The sequence below is a fragment of the Sporosarcina sp. UB5 genome, assembly GCF_050859005.1.
Classification (GTDB): Bacteria; Bacillota; Bacilli; order Bacillales_A; family Planococcaceae; genus Sporosarcina.
Genome location: NZ_CP125984.1, coordinates 47,501 through 68,985 on the forward strand (window position 1 = coordinate 47,501; position 21,485 = coordinate 68,985).

A 21,485-nucleotide genomic window follows, 5' to 3' on the forward strand; every position below is an offset into this window, starting at 1 on the left:
TAATAAGTGACAGTCGTTTACGAACTTCTTGTCCGAAAAGGAGATATGCTGTAATTAATGCGCAGGCAGCCAAGGCAAGCATATCACCAAAAAAAGCGGAGCCACTCAATTGGAAGTCACTCCAACTAATAATTACACTACCGACTATTGCAATAGCTGCAGATAAAATCGTTTTTACTGACAGCTTCTCTTTAAAGAAGAAATATGTACCGACAAACGCAAAGATCGGCTGCAAAGTAACGAGAACAGTTGAACTTGCGACAGATGTGTAGTTTAACGACTCAAACCATAGTATGAAATGAAAGGCTAGGAAAACCCCAGCAATCGCTGAAAATATCCAGTCTTTCTTCGTCAGCAGAAAAACTTCCTTCCGATATTTAGCCAAGAATAACGGAAGCATAAGAATCACCGTAAACAACATACGGTAAAAAGCGATAACGCCCGAATCGGCCGTTGCCAGTTTGACGAATATCGCTGAAAGCGCCACTGATATGACTCCAATGATAATTGGGATATAAGGATGAATTGTAGGTTTTTCCATGATGAACACTTCTCTTTCAAAGGAAATACAGGTTAGATAGTAACCATTTAAGGTTAAAGACAATATAAAGAGTATAGCATATCTTACACAAGATAATGATAGTGGGGGGAAGCATATGGAATGGGTTATCAATAACTCGATGTATCCGGAAGTGTTAATTAAAATCTTAATTGCTTTAGGTTTAAGTTTAATTATCGGTGTAGAGAGGGAAATTAAGAAGAAGCCAATCGGATTGAAGACGAGTGCAGTCATCTCTACTTTCAGCTGTCTGCTTACAATTGTCTCAATGGAAGCCGCATACATTGTTCCAGCGAGGGACGACATTAATGTAACAATGGATCCGCTCCGGCTCGCTGCACAAATTGTAAGCGGAATTGGTTTTCTTGGTGCCGGCGCAATTTTAAGGAGGGACAATGACAACATTACCGGCTTGACGACAGCTGCTATGATCTGGGGGGCTGCAAGCATCGGGATTGCAGTCGGCGTAGGATTTTATATTGAAGCAGCATTTGCTGTATTAAGCATCCTCTTTGTTATCGAAGTCATTGCTCCTGCCCTTGGGAAATTTGGACCGAAAAGAATCCGGTCGAAGGAAGCTGCGTGCATCGTCGTCATTTCAGATAAAAACAAAATCGATGATCTCATCCAGATTTTACATTCCGAACATATGATAGTAGAAAATCTGCGGATTCGTCAATTACATTTTGATGATAAGCCTTCGGTGCATGAAGTTGATTTTCGTTTGAATGCGTTACCGAAAAAAGAAACTACACAACTGTACACTGAGCTGACTGAATTACCTTATATCGAATCAGTCGAAATAGAAATCTTTCCTTAATGGAGGCTAATTTACATGAAAGATATTTTGCGCTTGCTTAAGGATGGAAATAAGCCATCGCTTTTGGCGGCAATAGTCAACACCGGCATCGCCATCCTTAAAGCAGTTGCCTATATGTTAACAGGAAATGTAGCGATGTTTGCGGAAACGATGCACTCCTTGGGAGATGCTGCAAACCAATTTTTTGTGTATATCGGTTCAGCTCTCTCCAAGAAAGCTCCGACCCCAAACTTTCCTAACGGATTCGGTAGAGTTGTCAACCTTGTATGTTTAGGAGCCGTCATAATCGTAGGCATCATGTCGTATGAGGCAGTAAAGGAAGGTTGGCATCATATATTGAACCCGACCGAAACAAAAGGACTCCTCATTAACTTAAGTGTCCTTGGACTCGCTACCTTGCTCGAATTTTACGTCTTAATAAAGGCATCTAAAGAAGTTGCACATGAATCGGGACAAACCCATACAGGATTAAAAGCATTTTTCTACAGCTTAACCAATCTTAATAAAGCGAAGCCCGCCACTAAATTAGTCTTCATGGAGGACATGGTTGCGACAATCGGAGGATTATTAGCTTTCATCGCAGTATTGGTTGCACATTACACTGGATTCCTTCAAGCCGAAGGAATTGCATCCGTATTAATTGGCTTAATGATGTTTTACGTTGTAGGAAGAATATTCCTTGAGAATGCCAGAGGAGCAATCGGTGAAACCGACGAAGAAATGCTAAACCACATTGCACATATGATTGCTAAAGAACCGGAAATAAAAGATATTCAAAAAATCGAAGTCATTAAAGAAGGTGAATTTCTTCACGTTGAAGTGATTGCTGAAGTTGATCCAACTAAAACGCTTGCTTACATTGATGATATTAGGGACAAGCTCATGTCTATGATATTAAAACAAAAAGGTGTACGCGAAGTATTAATATCTTTCGATGAAGACGATGGCATCAAATCTTGGCAAGGCGTGAACGATTCCACAATGTCGGAAGAAACACGAAGAAAACTGCCAGAATATAAAAAGTAGAGGGGTGAAACGAACTTCCCCTCTACTTCCTACATTATAACGAAGCGACTAACAAAGTTTTTACTTCTTCTTCACTTAACTGAGCAAACCTTCCTAGCGGCCCATTAATTGCAGCCTTCTTCGCCATGATGTCAATTTTCGAGTCGTCAATGTCATAATCCGCGAGTCTTTCTGGTGCACCGATAGATGTCCAATACTCCCTCAACCTATCGATCCCCTCATTTGCAACGACTTCATCTGTTTTCCCTTCAGGATCCACGCCGAATACGTTGACAGCTAACCTCGCATAACGCGCCGGGTTCAACTTAAGTGTATGTCTCATCCAATGCGGGAACAAAATTGCCAATCCACCTGCATGAGGAATATCGTAAACTGCAGATACAGCATGCTCGATATCATGCGTTCCCCAATCACCACCAGCATTCCCCATACCTAAAAATCCGTTTAATCCCCAAGTTCCACCAAAGAGGATCGTTTCACGCAACTCATAGTTCTGCAAATCATTAACAAGCTCTTTACCAGCTGCCATAATTGCCCGCAGTGCACCTTCGCACAACTCATCCTGGAGCGGAGTATTCGTCGCACTATGGAAATACTGCTCAAAAATATGCGACATCATATCGACGATGCCGTAAACGGTCTGATCTTTCGGCAAGGAAAGCGTATACGTAGGATCGAGGATTGAGAATTTCGGGAAATTGAATGGACTCCCCCATCCGTATTTCTCCTCAGTTTCTTCATTTGTAATGACAGACCCTGCATTCATTTCAGATCCAGTCGCTGCTAACGTTAAAATCGTACCAAAAGGAATCGCATCTTTAGGCGTATCTTTCTTAATGACAAAATCCCACGGATCACCGTCATATTTAGCAGCTGTCGCAATTAGCTTTGTACAATCAATGACAGACCCGCCGCCAACAGCCAAAATAAAATCAATGTCATGCTCTTTGCAAAGAGCAGCCCCTTTTCTTGCCGTGCTGACGCGTGGATTCGGCTCAACGCCTGCAAGCTCAAATACTTCCTTTTGTTCTTCTTTCAAAATACTAATCAATTCATCATAAAGACCGTTCTTTTTAATACTTCCTCCGCCGTAAACAACGAGGATCCTATTTCCATAAGCCGATAATTCATTCGCTAGCTTTGATATGGTGTTTTTTCCGAAAATCAATTTTACAGGGTTATGAAAAACAAATTCCTTCATTATATGTAGCCTCCTTTTTCTATTGTTCATTATCCAAGAACGAATTCCATGATGCAAGTATGAAGCGGCTTAAATTGGGAAGCATACTACTAGGAGGTGATTGCTTTGATTCGAAAATTAGCGCTAGCTATTACGATTATCGGCGCTCTGAATTGGGGAGTTGTCGGGCTCTTCCGTTTCGACGTCGTAGCCCAATTTGCAAATGGCTATGCACAACCGCTCGCACGCTTCTTTTATAGTGTCGTAGGAGTTTCAGGACTTATATCACTTGGATTACTATTCGATACGTGGCGCGAGGAAAATGTGGAACAGGTTACTCTCGCAGAGCCGGAAGAAGTATAAAAGCATCTCCCATTGATAGGAGATGCTTTTGTTATTGCTTTTGTTTATCATCTAGCTCCGGTCGGCAGCCTCTCGGGTCGCTTCGATCTTGAAAGAAAAGGCAAAGAGCGCCTTTTTTTCAAGCTCTCCAGCGCCTGTCGAGGCTAAGCGCCTCCCTCCGCCTTTGTTATGCCCATCCTCTGAATCGGCATGCTTCCGCCGTTTTGCGAATTCCGATCATATATGCGGCAAGTCGCATATCGATATTTCTCGTTGACGAGACATTATAAACATTTTCGAAAGCATCAATCATTCTAGCTGTCATTTTTTCGCGAACTTCATCTTCTGTCCAGTAATAACCCATATTGTTCTGAACCCATTCGAAGTAAGAAACTGTTACGCCGCCTGCACTTGCAAGAACGTCCGGAACAAGGAGGATTCCTCGTTCTGTAAGAATCTTTGTAGCTTCAGGAGTCGTAGGTCCGTTTGCCGCTTCTACAACGATTGTCGCCTTTATATTATGAGCATTCTTTTCGGTAATTTGATTTTCAATTGCTGCCGGAACGAGAATATCACAATCCAATTCTAGTAGTTCACTATTTGTGATTGTGTTATCGAAAAGTGTTGTAACCGTTCCAAAGCTGTCACGACGATCCAATAGATAGTCGATATCCAATCCATCCGGATCATGAAGTGCGCCGTAAGCATCGGAAATCCCGATTACTTTTGCTCCTGCTTCATGAAGAAATTTTGAAAGGAAGCTTCCAGCATTTCCGAATCCTTGGACGACAACACGGGCACCTTTCATATCAATTCCACGCTTTTTCGCCGCTTCATTAATAATAATCGTTACACCTTCCGCCGTTGCGCGATCGCGTCCTTGCGATCCACCAAGAACAATCGGTTTTCCTGTAATGAAACCAGGGGAGTTGAATTCATCAATTCTACTATATTCATCCATCATCCAAGCCATAATTTGCGCATTCGTGAAAACGTCCGGTGCAGGGATATCCTTCGTCGGTCCCATTACCTGGCTCAATGCACGTACGTACCCACGGCTCAAACGCTCCAATTCACCCATGGACATTTCTCTTGGGTCACAGATAATTCCGCCTTTACCGCCTCCATATGGCAAGTCGACAATTCCCGCTTTCAATGTCATCCACATCGATAGCGCACGTACTTCATCAGCAGTGACCGAAGGGTGGTAACGAACGCCGCCTTTTGTTGGACCGACTGCATCGTTATGCTGTCCACGGAAACCTGTGAACACTTTCACCTTTCCATCATCCATACGGACTGGGATTCTAACTTCCACCATTCGAATTGGTTCTTTAAGTAGATCGTACATTCCTTCATCATAGCCTAATTTGTCAAGTGCCTCTTTAATGACAACTTGTGTAGACGTAACAAGATTCAGGTTTTCAGTCATGTAAAAGTTCGCCTCTTTGATTTCATAATGTTTTTTCTACCGCACATATTGTACCATACACCGATTAGGTTTTGTGTACTATTTTTCAACTTGCAAAAACTTTATATATTTTCTCTAACGCCCAATCTAGTTCTTCTTTAGTAATAATTAAAGGAGGCGCGAAACGAATGACGGTATCGTGTGTCTCTTTGCAGAGCAAACCGAGTTCTTTCAACTTTTCGCAGTAAGGACGAGCCGCTTCCGTAAGTTCGACACCGATGAACAGCCCGCGCCCACGCACTTCTTTAATCGACGGATGGTTGATTTGCTTTAATTGTTCAATGAAGTAATTTCCTAGTTCAAGTGACTTTTCTGCAAGTTTCTCATCCTGTAATACTTCCAAAGAAGCGATTGAAACAGCACACGCCATCGGATTACCACCAAATGTGGAGCCGTGAGACCCCGGATTAAACACGCCGAGAATATCTTTATTAGCTACGACGCAAGAGATCGGGAACACACCGCCGCCTAACGCTTTTCCGAGAATATACATATCTGGCTCAAAGCCTTCCCATTCACAAGCAAACATTTTACCTGTACGGCAAAGCCCTGCCTGGATTTCATCTGCAATGAAAAGGACATTATGCTGTTTACAAAGTTCATAAGCAGCTTTCATATAGCCAGCTGGCGGGATGAGAATTCCAGCTTCCCCTTGGATCGGTTCAATGATGAACGCAGCTGTGTTCGGAGTAATTGCCTCTTCCAACGCTTTTAAATTACCGAAATCTACTAACTTAATGCCCGGAAGCATAGGCCCGAAACCGCGCTTATATTCAGCTTCGGATGAAAGGGAGACTGCCGTCATCGTCCGGCCGTGGAAATTCCCGTTACAACCGATGACCTCAGCTTTATTTTCCTCAATGCCTTTAACGTCATAAGCCCAGCGGCGCGCTGCTTTAATAGCTGTTTCCACAGCTTCAGCCCCTGTATTCATCGGCAACGTCATGTCCTTGCCAGATAGCTTACAAATTAATTCATACCATGGACCGAGTTGGTCGTTGTGGAATGCGCGTGAAGTCAATGTAACTTTGTCCGCTTGGTCCTTCAACGCTTTAATGATTTTCGGATGGCGATGTCCTTGGTTCACTGCAGAATACGCGGATAGCATATCCATATACTTGTTCCCCTCAGGATCCTTTACCCATACACCTTCCGCTTCAGAAATGACTATCGGTAGTGGATGGTAGTTGTTCGCCCCGTATTTATTCGTTTGTGAAATGATCTTTTCAGAAACCGACATATATTTCCCCTCCCCTTTTGTTAGTATAAAGGAAGCAGAATAGGAATCTGCTTCCTTACTATATTTCCTGTCGCATCTTGACAGGCGCGATACGTTTAGAATGTTTCTGACGTTGTTTTTCCTTGCATGTGTAGTTGCAAGTAGTCTGGGCCGCCTGCTTTCGAGTCGGTTCCTGACATATTAAATCCGCCAAATGGCTGGTAGCCGACGATAGCGCCTGTGCAACCACGGTTAAAGTACAAGTTTCCTACGTGGAAATCTTGACGTGCCTGTTCGATATGTGAGCGGTTGTTTGTAATAACTGCACCCGTTAGGCCATAGTCCGTATTGTTTGCAATTTCGATTGCCTCGTCGAAGTTTTTCGCTTTTGTAAGTGCGACAACTGGTCCGAAGATTTCTTCTTGCATAATGCGCGCTTTCGGATCGACGTCCGCAAATACTGTCGGTGCCACGAAGTAACCTTTTGAGCTATCTCCTTCTCCACCTGCAATGAGACGTCCTTCTTCTTTTCCGATTTCGATATAGCTCATGATTTTATCAAATGAAGCTTGGTCGATAACCGGTCCTGTGAAGTTCGATTGGTCGGAAGGATCTCCGTACGTTAAATCTTTTGTCAATTCTTCAACGCGCGCAACGACTTGATCGTAAACATCTTCGTGGATTACTGCGCGTGAACATGCGGAACATTTTTGTCCGCTGAATCCGAATGCGGATTTGACAATCGATTGGGCTGCCAATTCAAGATCTGCTTCATTATCGACAATAATTGTATCTTTACCGCCCATTTCAGCGATTACGCGTTTCAACCAAATTTGGCCTTCGTTCACTTTTGCGGCACGTTCGTAAATGCGCGTTCCGACTTCACGTGAACCTGTAAAGGATACGAAACGAGTTCTCGGATGGTCGACGAGATAGTCACCAACTTCTGCTCCTGAACCAGGTATGTAGTTAACTACTCCCGCAGGCATACCCGCCTCTTCTAACACTTCCATGAATTTGTAAGCAATAACAGTTGTTGTAGATGCTGGTTTCAACAGGACTGTATTCCCTGTTACTAGTGCAGCTACAGTTGTTCCTGCCATAATTGCCAATGCGAAGTTCCAAGGCGAGATAACTACACCAACTCCGAGAGGGATGTAATCGAATCGGTTGAATTCACCAGGGCGGCTTTCCACTGGCATGCCTTCCTTCAACTTTAGCATTTGACGTCCGTAGTATTCTAAGAAATCGATTGCTTCTGCTGTATCTGCATCCGCTTCGTTCCATGGCTTACCTGCTTCCTTCGTCAAGAGTGCTGAAAACTCATGCTTGCGGCGACGAATAATTGCAGCCGCTTTGAACAATACATCTGCGCGGAATTCAGGTTTCACTTTGCTCCACGTCTTGAATGTTTCGTCAGCGACGTTCATCGCTTTTTCAGCTAGATCCCGGCTTGCTTTAGAAACACGGCCGATTACTTCCTCTTTATTCGCAGGGTTCGTCGAAACGAGTTTGTCTTCAGTCATAATACGCTCGCCACCGATGATCAGCGGATAATCTTGACCAAGATAGCCCTCGACAGTTTTCAACGCTGCCTCATATGCTTTTTTGTTTTCATCTAGCGTAAAATCTGTGAATGGTTCGTGTTTGTATGGAATCATTTTACTCCTCCTCAGGTTGTTAGCAGCAAAATAAATTTGCACTTATTCTATTGTTCTATATATAATAATGCAAGAGATTGTTGCACATTTCAAGTGTTTTAGTTTATTTTGAAAAAACATAAACGGACGGTGTTGATTCGTGAATACGATTAAAAAAAGTCTTTTTCCTTTATACGAATGCGCTGTGAACCGGGCCGGTGTCGGCATCCACGCAGTGGATCCGTCAGGCAGAACTGTTATTTATAACGATAAAATGAAAGAGATAGAAGGGTTAGAGCTTGAAGAAGTCGGGGATCGCTCCATTTTGGAGCTATTCAACTTTGAGCAAGAAGAGAGTACATTATTGAAAGTGCTACAAAGTGGGATGGAACAACTAAACGTAAAACAGACGTACTGGAATCGAAAAGGGCATGAAATAACGACCATTAACGACACATACCCCGTCTTTCGGGATGGTGAACTCGTCGGCGCTGTGGAAATTGCACGGGATGTCACTGCACTTGAACGATTCGTTATGCATCCTTTGCGGAAAAACAGCGACCCCGTCACATTCAATCAGATTGTCGCTACATCGGAGGAAATGAAGACCGTTGTATCGACAGCGCGTAAAGCTTCAAATGCAAAATTGCCCGTACTCCTCATAGGTGAGTCAGGCACAGGTAAAGATTTAATTGCTGAAAGCATTCATAATGAATTGTCACCTGCCAATGGTCGCTTTTTTACGCTCCATTGTCACCAATCGGATGCGGCGCTTATAAATCGACTTAATGACGATTTGAATATGCCAGAACCGTTTACATTATTTTGTGAGCGAATTGACTTATTATCTATTTCCCTTCAGCAAAACCTTTTCGCGTTTCTAAAAAATGCAGCTGGTCCAGGCCACCAGTTCATCGCAAGCATCGGAGACGATCCTGTTGAATTAATTGCAAAAGGGAGTCTATTGAAGGATCTTTACTATTTCTTTGCTTCCTTTACAATTCGGATTTCCCCTTTAAAAAAACGGAAAGAAGATATCGTACCGTTTGTCACTTCATATTTAGCACGAAAGAAGGAACGTTTCGGAACGTCTCTTTCAGGAATAACAAAGGAAGTTGAAGAGCTTTTCCTACGGTACGACTGGCCTGGAAATATGCGGGAGCTAGAATTTTTGCTCGATGAAATTGTTTCCCTCGCCACTAACGAAACCGTTATTACGTATGACATGCTCCCATTCCATTTCCGGTTGAAAATTGACGGAATGGGCGACACGCCTACACAAGCCGTTGATTTCATCGTGAATCCGGATAAGGAGCTCATGCCGCTCGACCGTTATTTGAAGGAAGCAGAAGAATATTATTTACAGAAGGCAATGAAACTGCATGACGATAACATAACAAAAACGGCAAGCGCTCTCGGTATGAGTAGGCAAAATTTGCAGTATCGATTAAGGAAATTAAAAAACGGGAGATAGGCTCTTATGGCCTTCTCCCGTTTTTTAATGTATTTTCACGTCTAGCTCCGAGTGGCTGGAAGGATGCCTTAATTTCTGCAAAAACCGCAGAAATTAAGGCAAATCGAACCCTTCGCAGTTCGATTCTCTCCGCTTTTGTTTAGTATCCCGAACGATCGATCCAGTCTTTCAGTTTATCTTTTAATGAATTAAAGCCGTCTGCATCCTGCTCTTTCACTCGATCTTGCAGTGATTTGCGGGGACGGCCCGCTTTATGGTGGTTATTTGGAGCTTCTTTTAAAGCACGGATGGAAAGGCTAATTTTGCCTGCATCATAATCGACTTCCAACACTTTCACGTTCACTTCATCGCCAACAGCTAAATAGTCATTGATATCTTTGACAAACCCATACGTAATTTCTGAAATATGGACAAGACCTTGTGTCTCTTCATCAAGTGCGACAAATGCTCCGTATGGTTGAATTCCCGTTACCTTGCCAGTCAACTCTTCCCCCACTTCATATTTTTTACCCATGTGAACAGCTCCCAATCTTTTTTGGTATCGATTTTGCCTATACGGCCATCCACAATTATACCATAAACAGGCCATTCACAACAAAAAAACCGACAGGAAAATTGTGATAAATTACTGAAATCCCTCTCTTACTTTCTTAATTTTATTGTCAATTCTACTGAAAAAATGTGATTGAATATCGTGTTCTATCGCCGATGTCCAATTGGACGCTTCCATTTCGTCTACGATTTCCTGCATGAGCTGACCAGCAGGCGAGTTTTCCCCGATGGCCGCTATTCTCTTCCACCTCTCCCTAACCTCAACTTTGACAGCAAAGTTCCGATCGTAAATGCCATTCATGTTCATAAACCCTGCTGCCGAATAGAGCAACCACGTATACCCACTGTCAAAACGGTCACTGAGTTGATCACTTTTCCTCGTTTTTGGTAGTTCCTTCTCCACCTCAATTATTGTTGCAACTTGTTCAGAAAAAGACCCTTCATACAGGATATCCAAACCACCTGTTACCATAAATATATATCCGCTCATGTCGGGATGCAGATTTTGATGCAACAATTCCTTAAGTTCAGGAGTCCCATACTTTGGAAGTAAAGGTGCAACATCCTTTATCGTAGCTAAATAGTAAAACTGTGTTTCCATACCATCTATGGCTTTTTGCAACTCAATCGGATATTCCGATTTTTTCTCAAGAAATTTATCAATATCGACCATTCCATCGACAAATGCGTCGGATGCCCAAATGACATTCGCGTTGTTTGCTAAAATTGCCATGTAAGCATTACTAAGAAAATCATTCTTTTGCGCTAATTCGTCTAAGAACACTAAGCTCTGTTCACGGTCGTCTACCAACGGAACTTCCTTAAGTTGCTCAATCATTTCCGATGGCAATCGTAAATCATAAATTAAATCATTATACCTTTTAGTCGCTTCCTTCGTATCGACTTTCCCGACCTTTTCCAACTGACTCTCTAAAGTATTAATATATCGTTCAAACTTTCTCTTATGGTCATTGCCGTATATATCCATTCTATAAGCTCCAAAAATAGCAGATTGTTCATTTTCATCGGGTTCCGCGAGTCCGATTAACTCAAATCGTTCGTCCAGATCTTGCTGGAACGAAACCCTCTTGTTTTCAATGAATCTTTCCGCCGCAGATCGTTCATACGCATCACTTCTAAGTATAGCGATCGATAGGATGAGGATTAGCATGACAGCCCCTGAGAGCCAAAGTAAAAGTGGCCTTTTTGATGATGGTGCTTTTCTAACCGATTCATCGATAGGCAAAGCTTCTTTCGGTTTCGAATAAAATATATTTCGTTCATCATAAGTAGGCCGAAGTCGATTGATAGATGTTGCTAGAAATTCTAATCGCTTTTCAATATCTGGCCCATCCAGCTTCGCTCGTGCATTTTGTAATAAATCATCCACGTGTTCGGGCAGCGTTTCTGTAATCCAAGCGATATCCCCAATGGATTTTTCATTGAAACGAGATAGTATGAAAGCGATACGCGCCTCGTTCGGCAAATCTATGAGACGTTGAAGCAGTTGATTGTCTTCCTCGAATGGAAACAATCCTACTTCCGAGGCTTCCACTTGAAATCCTTTTAAATTTTGCAGAGCAGATTTGAATAACGCATTCTCTTCAAGTTGCTCTTTCGTTAGTTGCCCAAGATCATTGTATAAATTCCTAAATACCGTTTCCGCCACTTTCCCAGCATCTTGCGGTGTTAGTCCGTATTGCACTGCAAATCGTTCAACATTCTGGATATGTATGTTCATCCATTGCTTGAAAGCTTCATGATCACCGGCTAGTACTTTTCTCTCTAAACTATCCTTTTCCACACCCCTACCTCCCCCTGACAAAAACCACCTTATCCTAACTATACCAAATTAACAGAAAAAAGACCGCCTCATTCGGCAGCCTTTATTATCGTCTAGCTCCGGGTGGCAGTCTCTCGGGTCGCTTTGGTTAATGAAACGGGTTGAACTTGACTCGCCAACCATTTTCCGTCCAAATCATATGGAATTTCATTTCCGAAGGAAGATTTGGGTATAACTCTGTATCGACTGTAAGCGTTGCAACACCTGGCCAGTTTCCATTTTCATCCTGTTCCAAACCTTGGAATGAAGCTCTTTTATACATTCCATCTTCATAAGGTGGAGATGGAGAATATTTTTCTGGATTTTCCAAGTAGGTTTCAATATCGACTACTTCTGAACCTTCTCCTTGGAAGAATAATTTGTATTGAACTTCATAGTTACCTCTACTTAACGCATAGAAATATGCACCGACGATATCCAATGCTGGAACTCCGTTTAAATGCTTCATATCATAAGTTGAATTGTTCATTGACGCGTACGTATACTCCCCGAAGTCTAACATATCTTTGAATCCCCTTTCAGGGAACATTTGATAGGATGGGAGGGTTTCCATATACCCTGAGTACACTTCCCAAATGCCTTCTTCATTAAAAATCATTTGTACTTCCCTATCTGAACCGATTAAAGAAACATGGCTATGAAATTTTAACCGCTCGCGATATACAGTATTTTCGTCAAACACGGCTTCTGTAACGTTTCGGAAGCGTGAGAACCCTTTACGCCAATTTTGCACATAGTCATCGAGTTCGATTTCTCCATAGTGGTCATACATTACACTTTCACTCAACAAATGATACATCGTTTCCGGAACTTCCATTTCGTTTGCGTAATCGAAGACACCTAATACGTGAATCGGCGATGCCCCTTTTAAAACCGACTTGTCATATGATTTCTCAAAGTCCTCATACAATGCCCGAACTTCATTCCAAAACGACTCGTTCGGGAACTTTATCGTCTCACTATTGAATTCCGGCCTTTCACCATACATGTAATACTCCAATTGACCCTCGCGATAAAGGACTATTGCATCTTTTAATGCATCATATGAAAGCGAATCCCAACTCTTCGATTCCCTCCATCCAGATGCCTCCATTTCTTTGACGATAGGCTGCATGACATAGGTTAGGGGACTCACATCACCAGTCGCTTCCATTCCGCGCCAAACATCCTGATAATCTGGAAGAAGGACGCCATCCTCATCGAAGATTTTCGTATATTCGCTGCCTTTCACCAAGTCATTGAAAATGGTGAGGTAATACGATTCCAATACAGGATATAAAGAGTGGTCCTGCTCCACATTTATGAGTGTTTGTTCCATCCTTCCTAACTTATATGCCATTTCATTAAGCGGATATTGAAGTATCGGGCCATACATATATGGCTCTTCAACCATCATTTGAATATAAGCGTCTGTATGATGATGCAAATTGAAAGCTAAATCGGAGTAATAAAAATAGTAATTGTTATGCCGGGTCCTAATTTCCCCGGAATATTTCTCTGTATGCAGTCGAATCGACTGATCCCGCATTGTTTCGATAATATTTTGTAGCTGCTCTGGAAAACTTTTAGTACTTAATAACATGATTTCAGCTTTATCGACATGAGAACTTACTTCATATGCATCAATAGCTTCTTTGTTCTCTTTTAGGATTTGATCATAAATTTCTATGAGCATCTGAATTTTTCTACGATACTCACCCAAAAAGGTGATGCTTCCCTGTTCATCGTTATTAAGGCTGTTTGCTTTCAAATCCTCCAGCATTTCTGAAGGCAACTTCAATTCCTCTATTGCACGATTAAAAGTCTCTTCAAGATGTGTTTTTTCCGTTCCTTCCCTTACCATTTCAAGATAACTTTCGTTTTTCAATAAGTTAATCGTGCTATCTGCATAACTTGCATAATGCTTAAAAAACACTTCATCCAACTTCAACATTTCACGACGTTTTTCACGTTCTTCTTCGTATTGCTTTAGCAAGTTCTCAATCAATTCATCCTTCACTGGAGATTGGATAATTTCCTCATCGGATTTCTGTTTCTGATCAAATATATATCCAGTTCCAATCAACCCGATTATGAATATGCTCGCAATGCTCGCCGCCCAAATGGTGAAGGTCTGTCTCATTCGAGCCTTTGGAGATGTTTGCTCCGTCGGTTGTGAAACTTTTTCCTGATCAATCTTCCTGAAAACTTCATCCGGATCAAATGAGGTGGGTACACGTTCATACGACTTTTTCAAAAACTCCATCCGTTTTTCGAAGTTGTCATTGTCCATGTGTTACCCCTCCCTTCATGTCCATCTCTTTTTTCAAGCTGTCTTTTGCTCTGAAAATGCGGGTTTTCACTGTCGCCAATGTAATATTCATGACATCCGCAATTTGTTGATACGTCAATTCTTGAAAATAAAATAGGACTATCGGAATTCTATACTTTTCCTCCAGCCGAAGAATTGCCTCATGCAAAGCCCGATCCTCTTCAAACAGAAGAATTTTCGATTCGGTTGATGGTTCGTGTGCCAATTTCCCTTCCACTTTCATCCGTTCTTCTCTTGCGACTTCCCTGCCCGCTTTCCGATAATGGTCCCTTGCCGTATTAAGTGTAATTTTATATAACCACGTCGTGAATCGTTGCTGATTAAATTGCGGCAGAAACCTGTACAGTTTAATAAACACTTCCTGCGTCACATCCGGTATATCATCTAGGCGCACGCCGCATTGGTACGCGAACTTCTCAATCGTTCTGAAGTGCATATTCATTAGCTGGGCAAATGCATCTCTATCCCCATTTTGCGCATGTGTAATTAAATCAGCCTCTTCCATAATACCCCCTCACTCCCTATCCCTTCTGTTGATGATACGAAAGAAATGAAGTAAATGTTTCATTTAAAAAGCCACATCTACATTTTCGTAGATGCGGCCATTGTTAAACTATACATTTTGCTTCGTATTTTATCGCCAACAACTTATAAGCTATTTGCATGCATTTCTCTAGAGGAATCCACACTTCATAAGTTTTTTCATAAATTTCGCGGATTCGTTTCGCAAGATCCGTCGGGTGATCAAGTACTTGGAGTTCTGCAATAACATCTGCAATTTCAAGCTCATATGCTTTTCTACCAACATTAAAAGGATCCCATTCTTCGAGCAGCATGATTGCTTTTTTATTCATTTCGATTGTTTGCACGACAAGTCACCTTATTTTTTTCTTTTCTTTCATTTATGATAGCATAGTAATGAAAAAGAAAAAAGGAAATGAGGGAATATTGGCATGAAAGAGTTCGAACTAGTGATAGATAGAAAAAATACCCGTTCAGTGAAATGGGGCAATATGGAAGCCGTTTATGGAGTGGAAGACGCTTCAGAAATTTTACCGATGTGGATAGCGGACATGGACTTCCCTGCACCGCAGCCTATAATCGCCGCAATGCAAGAACGGTTGGACCACGGTGTTTTCGGATATTCTTACATATGCACTAAATGTAAAGATGCGGTTCGAACTTGGCTTTCAACGAGACACGAATGGGAGACCGAAAATGACTGGATGCTTTTCCATCATGGTGTCGTTCCTGCAATTGCTACCGTTGTCGAGACATTCACGAATGTTGGTGACAATATTTTAATTACATCACCTGTCTATCCCCCGTTCTTCAATGTTCCGGGTCATCAGAAGAGAAATATTGTCGAATGCAAGTTACGGGAAGAGAATGGCAATTACTCGATCGACTTCGATGCTTTTGAAAAATGCTTGCAGCAAGGTGTGAAATTGTTTATCTTATGCCATCCGCATAACCCTGGTGGCGTCGTATGGACGGAAGAAGAATTGCGAAACATTCTTCGTCTCTGCAAACAATATGATGTGCTAATCCTTTCTGATGAAATCCATGCAGATCTCGTTCTTCCAGGAGTTAAACATATTCCGCTCGCAAAACTTGCCGAAGAGGAAGGCGGACACGTCATTACGTGTGTCGCTCCGACGAAGACTTTCAATTTAGCTGGCGTACAAGCTGCGGTTATGATTACAAAAGAGGATAACCTTCGGGAGGCACTCCAACAAAACGCGATGGCCCATGGTCAAATGGAATTGAATGCATTTGCGGCTTCAGCTCTTGTCTCCGCGTTCACGGAGTGTGAAGATTGGCTCGATAATCTACTTGAAATCATTTCATCGAATATGGATTATGTCATCAGCACATTAACAGAGGCGGTTCCGGGAATTCATATTCAAAAACCGAATGCGACATACTTACTGTGGATTGATTATCGCGGAACGGGGCTATCTGAAGAAGAGATGATGGATAGACTGTTGAATAAAGGGAAACTGGCACTTGAGCCTGGTACGAAATACGGTGAAGAAGGCCGCGGATTCCTCCGCATGAACATCGCTACTCCACGTTCATTAGTTGAGGACGGCGTCGAAAGATTTATTAAAGCTATGGAATAAGTATGGTAAAGGGGCGGATCCGAGTAGGATTTCGTCCCTTTTATTTCTTTGAAGCTGTGACTTTGGACGTGGGAGCGATCGCTTTGAGCGTGTGGACAACATCTTTGAGCGCAGAACCGCACGCTTTAAGCGCGATGACAACAACTTTGAACGCGAGACCACACGCTTTAAGCGCGGAGACAACATCTTTGAGCGCGAGGCCACACGCTTTAAGCGCGAAGACATCAACTTTGAGCGCGAGACCACACGCTTTGAGCGCAGAGCCAAGCACTTTGAGCGCGCCACATGCAAAAGGCATGATCCATTGAATCGGATCATGCCTTTTCGCATTAAAATTCTTGTTTTTCTCTAGCTTCGCGGCGTTCGCGTAAAATTCGTTCTTCCAGCTCGCGTGTTTCCTCTTCCTGCTTTTTCGAATGCCGTCTGATCCACGTAAATGTGATCGCAAGGAGAATCATGAAAAAGACAAAGGATATTGCTGCTGGAATGTACTCGGATTTATCTTCTGGAAAGTAAAGGAACGGCATTAAAAGAACAACGTCCATTTACGTTCACTTCCTATCCTATTTTATTTCACAACCTAGCCTGAATTATTTCTGGATGATTTCGATTGATTCGATTGAAATTTCTTCAACCGGTTTGTCTGATCGATCTGTCTTAGCAGTAGCGATTTTATCTACGACATCCATACCTTCAATTACTTGACCGAAAACAGTATGTTTCTGATCTAGGTGAGGAGTTCCGCCATTTTCTTCGTACGCTTTCGCGATTTCCTCAGGCCAGCCGCCTTGTGTTAATTGAGCTGCTGATGCATGGGAATTTGATGCTTGTACGATGAAAAATTGGCTTCCGTTCGTGTTCGGGCCAGCATTCGCCATCGACAATGCACCTCTAAGATTGAATAGATCCATCGTAAATTCATCTTCAAATGATTGTCCGTAGATGCTTTCTCCACCCATGCCTGTACCTGTTGGGTCTCCACCTTGAATCATGAAATCTTTAATAACGCGGTGGAAAATGATTCCGTCATAGTAACCGTTCTCCGCGTGTGTTAAAAAGTTCTCGACAGTTTTTGGTGCTTTTTCTGGGAATAGTTTAATTTTAATCGGTCCCATCGTCGTATTCATGACGACAAGAGCTTCGCTTGCTGCAACTTCATTTGATAATTGTGGGTACATCGTAGTGGCCTCCTCATTGGTCGTTTCATCTGATGAGGTATCATCAGTTTGTTTGTTTTGATTTTCTTCGCTTTGCGTATTGGACGATCCATTCGTTGCTGTATTCTGCCCCTTTTGTTCACTTTGACCACAAGCGGCTAGTAGCAATAATAAAAAGACCGACAGCAAAGTTAGTGACATCTTTTTCATAATCATTCACCCTGAAACATTTTACCATAACCGTATTCTATTTTCGATTAATAAGCATGTAATTTCCTTCGTGTTTCGAATTGTTTTATACTAAACAAAAGCGAAGGGCGCTCGCCATGCTACGACAGGCATAAGACGAAGATACGGCCGCTGCTCGTAACGCTACGCTTTTGCTTTGACTTATGACCCGAGTAGCTTGCGCCCGGAGTCTAGACGTTACAGAAGATACTATCGCCGAAGCACATGGAAGTCGGTGAATCACATGAAAGCGGGTCACACATATGAAAGTACAAAAACGAAATTTCATCATTATTTGGTTCGCAAACTTCCTCGTTGCCGGAACGATGACGATGATTATGCCTTTCCTATCTTTATATATTGAAACATTCGGAGAACATTCGGATGCATACGTCCAAAAATGGGCCGGTTTAATTTTCGGGGCTACGTTCATTACGGCATTAATTATGTCCCCAATTTGGGGAAGAATTGCCGACAAATATGGATTCAAGCCAATTTTGCTCATTAACGGCTTCGGCATTGCGACTTCCGTCTTCCTCATGGGATTCGTTCAATCCGTCGAAGCATTTTTCATTCTCCGTCTTTTTAACGGTATCGTCACAGGATTCATACCGACATCTCTCGCATTCATTTCATCCCAAACAGCAAGGGAGGAAGCAGGCAAAAAGCTTGGAACGCTACAAATGGGAAGTGTGACGGGAATGCTTTTTGGACCCGCGTTAGGCGGTTTAATGGCTGATACGTTCGGATTTCAATATACGTTCATCATCACTTCCTTATCGATCGCTCTAGCAGCCCTAATTGTTTTATTCGGAATTAAGGAGCAGAAGAAAGTGAAAAGCAAGAAGGCAATCCACTACTCACGAAAAGTAATCTTGAGTGGATTGCTCCACCATCGGCTTATGTTCAACATAATGCTCGTTACTGCATTGATTCAAATCGGAAACTTCAGCATCCAGCCTTTACTCTCACTTTACGTGGCAGGATTAACAGATTCTAAAGATGTCGCCTTCCTAGCAGGGCTTACATTTAGTGCAGCAGGAGTTGGGAATCTTCTGTTTGCAAGGAAATGGGGAAAACTCGGGGATGATATTGGGTATGAAAAAGTACTTGGCGCATTGCTAATCCTTTCCTTCATCTTTATCATCCCGCAAGCTTTCGTCTCCTCCATTTGGCAATTAATAATTTGGCGAGTTTTGTTCGGAATAGCGATAGGCGGAATGATCCCGATTACTACTGCGCTCGTCAGACGAGAAGCACCGATTGATATTCAAGGAGAAGTGATGGGATATAATACGAGTTTCCGGTTTCTTGGAAATATTATCGGACCAATGTTTGGTGGTATCATCAGTGGTTATATCGGCATTTCGTCCGTATTCATCTTAACCGGGTTTTTATTCCTAATCGCGTTTGGATTTCTATATATTGCGAACCGGAAGCCCGTACAAGATTTTGAAGATTTCCTTGCGGAGGAGAACAGTCAAACGAATGGTTAACTTTAGCACATTTCCAATTCGGAAATGTGCTATTATTTTTTCAGAGGAAGGGGTGACAATTTTGAAAAAGATTACAAGTTTTCTCGTAACGTTAATGATGATTCCTTTGTTCTTTGTCATTCAACAAGCTGTTGCAAACGAATGGTCAAAGGCTCAATTATTAAAGGAGAGCATTGGTGAAACAATCGAACTTACTGAGCCGTCTGTCAGCATTCCAATCTCGATGACTGACCGAAACGGAACGATTTTCGCCGAGGAATATGTGGAATGGAGACACCCCCTGCCTCTTGAGTCCATTCCCGATTTCGTTCAGCAACTTTTCCTCGTAAGTGAGGACCAAGGTTTTTTTGACCATAAAGGCTATGATGTAGCTGCAATCGTCCGAGCCTTCGCTGTCAATGCGATAAGTGATGACATGAGCCAAGGTGGTTCCACTATTACCCAACAAGTTGTTCGGATGCGATTTCTGACGACTGAAAAGACGTATGAACGTAAATTTAAAGAATTGCTTTACGCAGCGGAACTTGAGAAACAGACGACAAAAGACGATATTTTTGAAATGTATTTGAATGAAATGTTTTTTGGCAATCAAGTATATGGAATCGGAGCGGCCGCCACATATTATTTCAATCGCCCTCTTGATGAATTGAATCCTGCCGAAATGGCATTCGTCGCTGCCATCCCGAACAATCCTTCCAAGTATGACCCACTACGTCATTTTGACGCAACGAAAAAACGACAAGAGCTACTGCTAACCGTCCTAGCAGTAAACGGCGTCATTTCGGAAGAGGAAGCGCAAATGTGGAAGCAGGAAAAAATTATGTTGAATGTGAAATTAAAGGCGAATGAATTTAATATGTATAGCTCGTACGTATTAGTGGAGCTGGAGGAGTTAATTGGCCAGTCTGAAGGGTTCACGGCAGCAATCGAAGCAGCAACAACACTAACTGAAAGACGTACGCATGTCGAAGCTTTGAAGAAGCGGACTGCACATGTTATTGCCGGAGGAATCCAAATTGAAACAGCACTTGATCCGGCGAAGCAAAAACATGATGAAACATCTCTAAATTCCCTCTTAAAAACGAAGGACTTACAAGCAGGGGCAGCTGTCATTGACAATGCAACGAAAGAAATTGTGAGCATCTACGGAGGCAAAGGGTATCGTAAAGCGGACTTTAACAGAGCGTATCAAGCCGTAAGACAACCCGGCTCCGCCATTAAACCGTTGCTTGTCTATGCTCCGTATTTTGAAAGCGGTCCTTATAAAGAAAGTACGCAAATCGATAGCAGCAATATTTGCATTGGATCATACTGCCCGAAAAATATTGGTGGCTATTCGTACGGGATGACGACCGTGAAGCAAGCATTTCGATACAGCCATAACACGGCAGCTGTACGATTGTTTCGCACTGTCGGAATTGAAGAGGCGTTTGACTACTTAAAAGTATTCCGTTTCAACAATATAACTGACGCGGACTTCACCTACCCTGCCGCTCTTGGAGGATTTCATCGAGGAGTGACGCCACTCGAGCTCGCATCCGCCTATTCAAGTTTCACAGACGGCACATATTCCCGCCCTCACGCAATAAGAGCTGTAAAAGACCGTGAAGGCAATACACTTTATGAATGGAATGTCGAACCTGTAAAAGCTTGGTCGGCAACAACCGTTTCAACTATCCGGAATTTAATGGAGGATGTTGTAGTAAACGGCACAGGGAAAGGAATTCGATATACAACGTCGTACACGGGCGCGAAAACAGGTACGACAGACCACTACAAAGACTTATGGGTCGCTGGCATGAATGATCGGTACACGACAGCCGTTTGGATCGGCTACGACAAACCCGCCTCCATCCAGCGCCTAAGCAACCAAAAACTCCACCTACGCGCTTTTAATGAATTGCTATATATTGCAGAATAAAATTTTTATCTTGTTTGTCGCTATATATAGGACTTATTGGTTTGGAGAAGCGTCCGCTCGACTCCTGCGAAAGCCGTTACGAAGAACGGCTTTTGCGACCAAAAGCACAGCGTTGGGAGC

The 21,485-nt window shown here is 42.6% G+C and carries 20 protein-coding genes (1 of these 20 cut by a window edge); 8 read left to right on the forward strand and 12 right to left on the reverse strand.

The genetic code is table 11. The annotated features are described in order from the left end of the window. Positions 1 to 541 carry the 5' portion of a DMT family transporter gene (locus tag QM454_RS00425; RefSeq protein ID WP_432360151.1) on the reverse strand. The gene continues 362 nt to the left of window position 1, outside the view, so the window shows 541 of its 903 coding nt (coding positions 1-541); it begins with the start codon at positions 539 to 541; the stop codon falls past the left edge of the window. A gap of 115 nt (positions 542 to 656) precedes the next feature. Between QM454_RS00425 and QM454_RS00430 the strand changes: the two genes are divergently transcribed. Both QM454_RS00430 and QM454_RS00435 read left to right on the forward strand, forming a co-directional pair. Continuing rightward, on the forward strand, positions 657 to 1,379 hold the full coding sequence (locus QM454_RS00430; RefSeq protein ID WP_432360154.1) for an MgtC/SapB family protein: 723 nt from the start codon (positions 657 to 659) through the stop codon (positions 1,377 to 1,379). Between the two features lie 15 nt (positions 1,380 to 1,394). Further along, on the forward strand, positions 1,395 to 2,405 hold the full coding sequence (locus tag QM454_RS00435; RefSeq protein ID WP_432360157.1) for a cation diffusion facilitator family transporter: 1,011 nt from the start codon (positions 1,395 to 1,397) through the stop codon (positions 2,403 to 2,405). Positions 2,406 to 2,439: 34 nt separating this feature from the next. On the opposite strand, the gene QM454_RS00440 is transcribed toward QM454_RS00435, so the two are convergent. Further along, positions 2,440 to 3,606 carry an iron-containing alcohol dehydrogenase gene (locus tag QM454_RS00440; protein WP_432360160.1) on the reverse strand — a complete coding sequence of 389 codons (1,167 nt, stop codon included), beginning with the start codon at positions 3,604 to 3,606 and terminating at the stop codon, positions 2,440 to 2,442. Positions 3,607 to 3,702: 96 nt separating this feature from the next. Here QM454_RS00440 and QM454_RS00445 point away from each other — a divergent pair, with 96 nt between their 5' ends. Beyond that, positions 3,703 to 3,948, forward strand: coding sequence for a DUF378 domain-containing protein (locus QM454_RS00445; protein WP_432360163.1), 246 nt, complete (start codon positions 3,703 to 3,705; stop codon positions 3,946 to 3,948). Positions 3,949 to 4,114: 166 nt separating this feature from the next. Here the strand turns inward: QM454_RS00445 and QM454_RS00450 are convergent, their stop codons facing one another. The 3 genes from QM454_RS00450 to pruA all read right to left on the reverse strand — a co-directional run bounded on the left by QM454_RS00450 (position 4,115) and on the right by pruA (position 8,278). After that, a complete protein-coding gene (locus tag QM454_RS00450; RefSeq protein WP_432360165.1) occupies positions 4,115 to 5,359 on the reverse strand; it encodes a Glu/Leu/Phe/Val family dehydrogenase in 1,245 nt (414 codons plus the stop codon). Between the two features lie 85 nt (positions 5,360 to 5,444). Next, positions 5,445 to 6,638 carry an ornithine--oxo-acid transaminase gene (locus tag QM454_RS00455; RefSeq protein ID WP_432360168.1) on the reverse strand — a complete coding sequence of 398 codons (1,194 nt, stop codon included), beginning with the start codon at positions 6,636 to 6,638 and terminating at the stop codon, positions 5,445 to 5,447. 95 nt (positions 6,639 to 6,733) lie between these two features. Then, positions 6,734 to 8,278 carry an L-glutamate gamma-semialdehyde dehydrogenase gene (gene pruA, locus QM454_RS00460; RefSeq protein WP_432360171.1) on the reverse strand — a complete coding sequence of 515 codons (1,545 nt, stop codon included), beginning with the start codon at positions 8,276 to 8,278 and terminating at the stop codon, positions 6,734 to 6,736. A 139-nt stretch (positions 8,279 to 8,417) separates the two neighbouring features. Here pruA and QM454_RS00465 point away from each other — a divergent pair, with 139 nt between their 5' ends. Continuing rightward, positions 8,418 to 9,731, forward strand: coding sequence for a sigma 54-interacting transcriptional regulator (locus QM454_RS00465; protein WP_432360174.1), 1,314 nt, complete (start codon positions 8,418 to 8,420; stop codon positions 9,729 to 9,731). A gap of 139 nt (positions 9,732 to 9,870) precedes the next feature. On the opposite strand, the gene yugI is transcribed toward QM454_RS00465, so the two are convergent. From yugI to QM454_RS00490, 5 genes are all read right to left on the reverse strand, one after another. Then, the gene (yugI, locus tag QM454_RS00470; protein ID WP_432360177.1) at positions 9,871 to 10,245 is read right to left on the reverse strand and encodes a S1 domain-containing post-transcriptional regulator GSP13; all 375 of its coding nucleotides are present in this window, start codon (positions 10,243 to 10,245) and stop codon (positions 9,871 to 9,873) included. Positions 10,246 to 10,356: 111 nt separating this feature from the next. After that, positions 10,357 to 12,087, reverse strand: coding sequence for an RNA polymerase sigma factor (locus tag QM454_RS00475; RefSeq protein ID WP_432360179.1), 1,731 nt, complete (start codon positions 12,085 to 12,087; stop codon positions 10,357 to 10,359). Between the two features lie 127 nt (positions 12,088 to 12,214). Further along, positions 12,215 to 14,398, reverse strand: coding sequence for a hypothetical protein (locus tag QM454_RS00480; RefSeq protein WP_432360182.1), 2,184 nt, complete (start codon positions 14,396 to 14,398; stop codon positions 12,215 to 12,217). Continuing rightward, positions 14,388 to 14,942, reverse strand: a complete 555-nt coding sequence (locus tag QM454_RS00485; protein ID WP_432360184.1) for an RNA polymerase sigma factor — start codon at positions 14,940 to 14,942, stop codon at positions 14,388 to 14,390. The genes QM454_RS00480 and QM454_RS00485 overlap by 11 nt, the downstream gene beginning before the upstream one ends. 103 nt (positions 14,943 to 15,045) lie before the next feature. After that, complete coding sequence (locus tag QM454_RS00490; RefSeq protein ID WP_432360187.1) at positions 15,046 to 15,306, reverse strand: DUF1871 family protein; 261 nt, start codon at positions 15,304 to 15,306, stop codon at positions 15,046 to 15,048. Positions 15,307 to 15,390: 84 nt separating this feature from the next. Between QM454_RS00490 and QM454_RS00495 the strand changes: the two genes are divergently transcribed. Next, positions 15,391 to 16,563, forward strand: a complete 1,173-nt coding sequence (locus QM454_RS00495; protein WP_432360190.1) for a MalY/PatB family protein — start codon at positions 15,391 to 15,393, stop codon at positions 16,561 to 16,563. An 83-nt stretch (positions 16,564 to 16,646) separates the two neighbouring features. Then, positions 16,647 to 16,871 carry a hypothetical protein gene (locus QM454_RS00500; protein WP_432360192.1) on the forward strand — a complete coding sequence of 75 codons (225 nt, stop codon included), beginning with the start codon at positions 16,647 to 16,649 and terminating at the stop codon, positions 16,869 to 16,871. 21 nt (positions 16,872 to 16,892) lie between these two features. Here QM454_RS00500 and QM454_RS00505 read toward each other — a convergent pair whose 3' ends face one another. Beyond that, a complete protein-coding gene (locus tag QM454_RS00505; RefSeq protein WP_432360195.1) occupies positions 16,893 to 17,108 on the reverse strand; it encodes a hypothetical protein in 216 nt (71 codons plus the stop codon). Between the two features lie 45 nt (positions 17,109 to 17,153). Next, positions 17,154 to 17,930 (reverse strand): peptidylprolyl isomerase, encoded by a 777-nt coding sequence (locus QM454_RS00510; RefSeq protein WP_432360198.1) that lies wholly within the window; start codon positions 17,928 to 17,930, stop codon positions 17,154 to 17,156. 281 nt (positions 17,931 to 18,211) lie between these two features. Between QM454_RS00510 and QM454_RS00515 the strand changes: the two genes are divergently transcribed. Both QM454_RS00515 and QM454_RS00520 read left to right on the forward strand, forming a co-directional pair. Then, positions 18,212 to 19,444 (forward strand): MFS transporter, encoded by a 1,233-nt coding sequence (locus tag QM454_RS00515; RefSeq protein ID WP_432360200.1) that lies wholly within the window; start codon positions 18,212 to 18,214, stop codon positions 19,442 to 19,444. 52 nt (positions 19,445 to 19,496) lie between these two features. Beyond that, a complete protein-coding gene (locus QM454_RS00520) occupies positions 19,497 to 21,365 on the forward strand; it encodes a transglycosylase domain-containing protein (protein ID WP_432363805.1) in 1,869 nt (622 codons plus the stop codon). Positions 21,366 to 21,485: the final 120 nt, after the last annotated feature.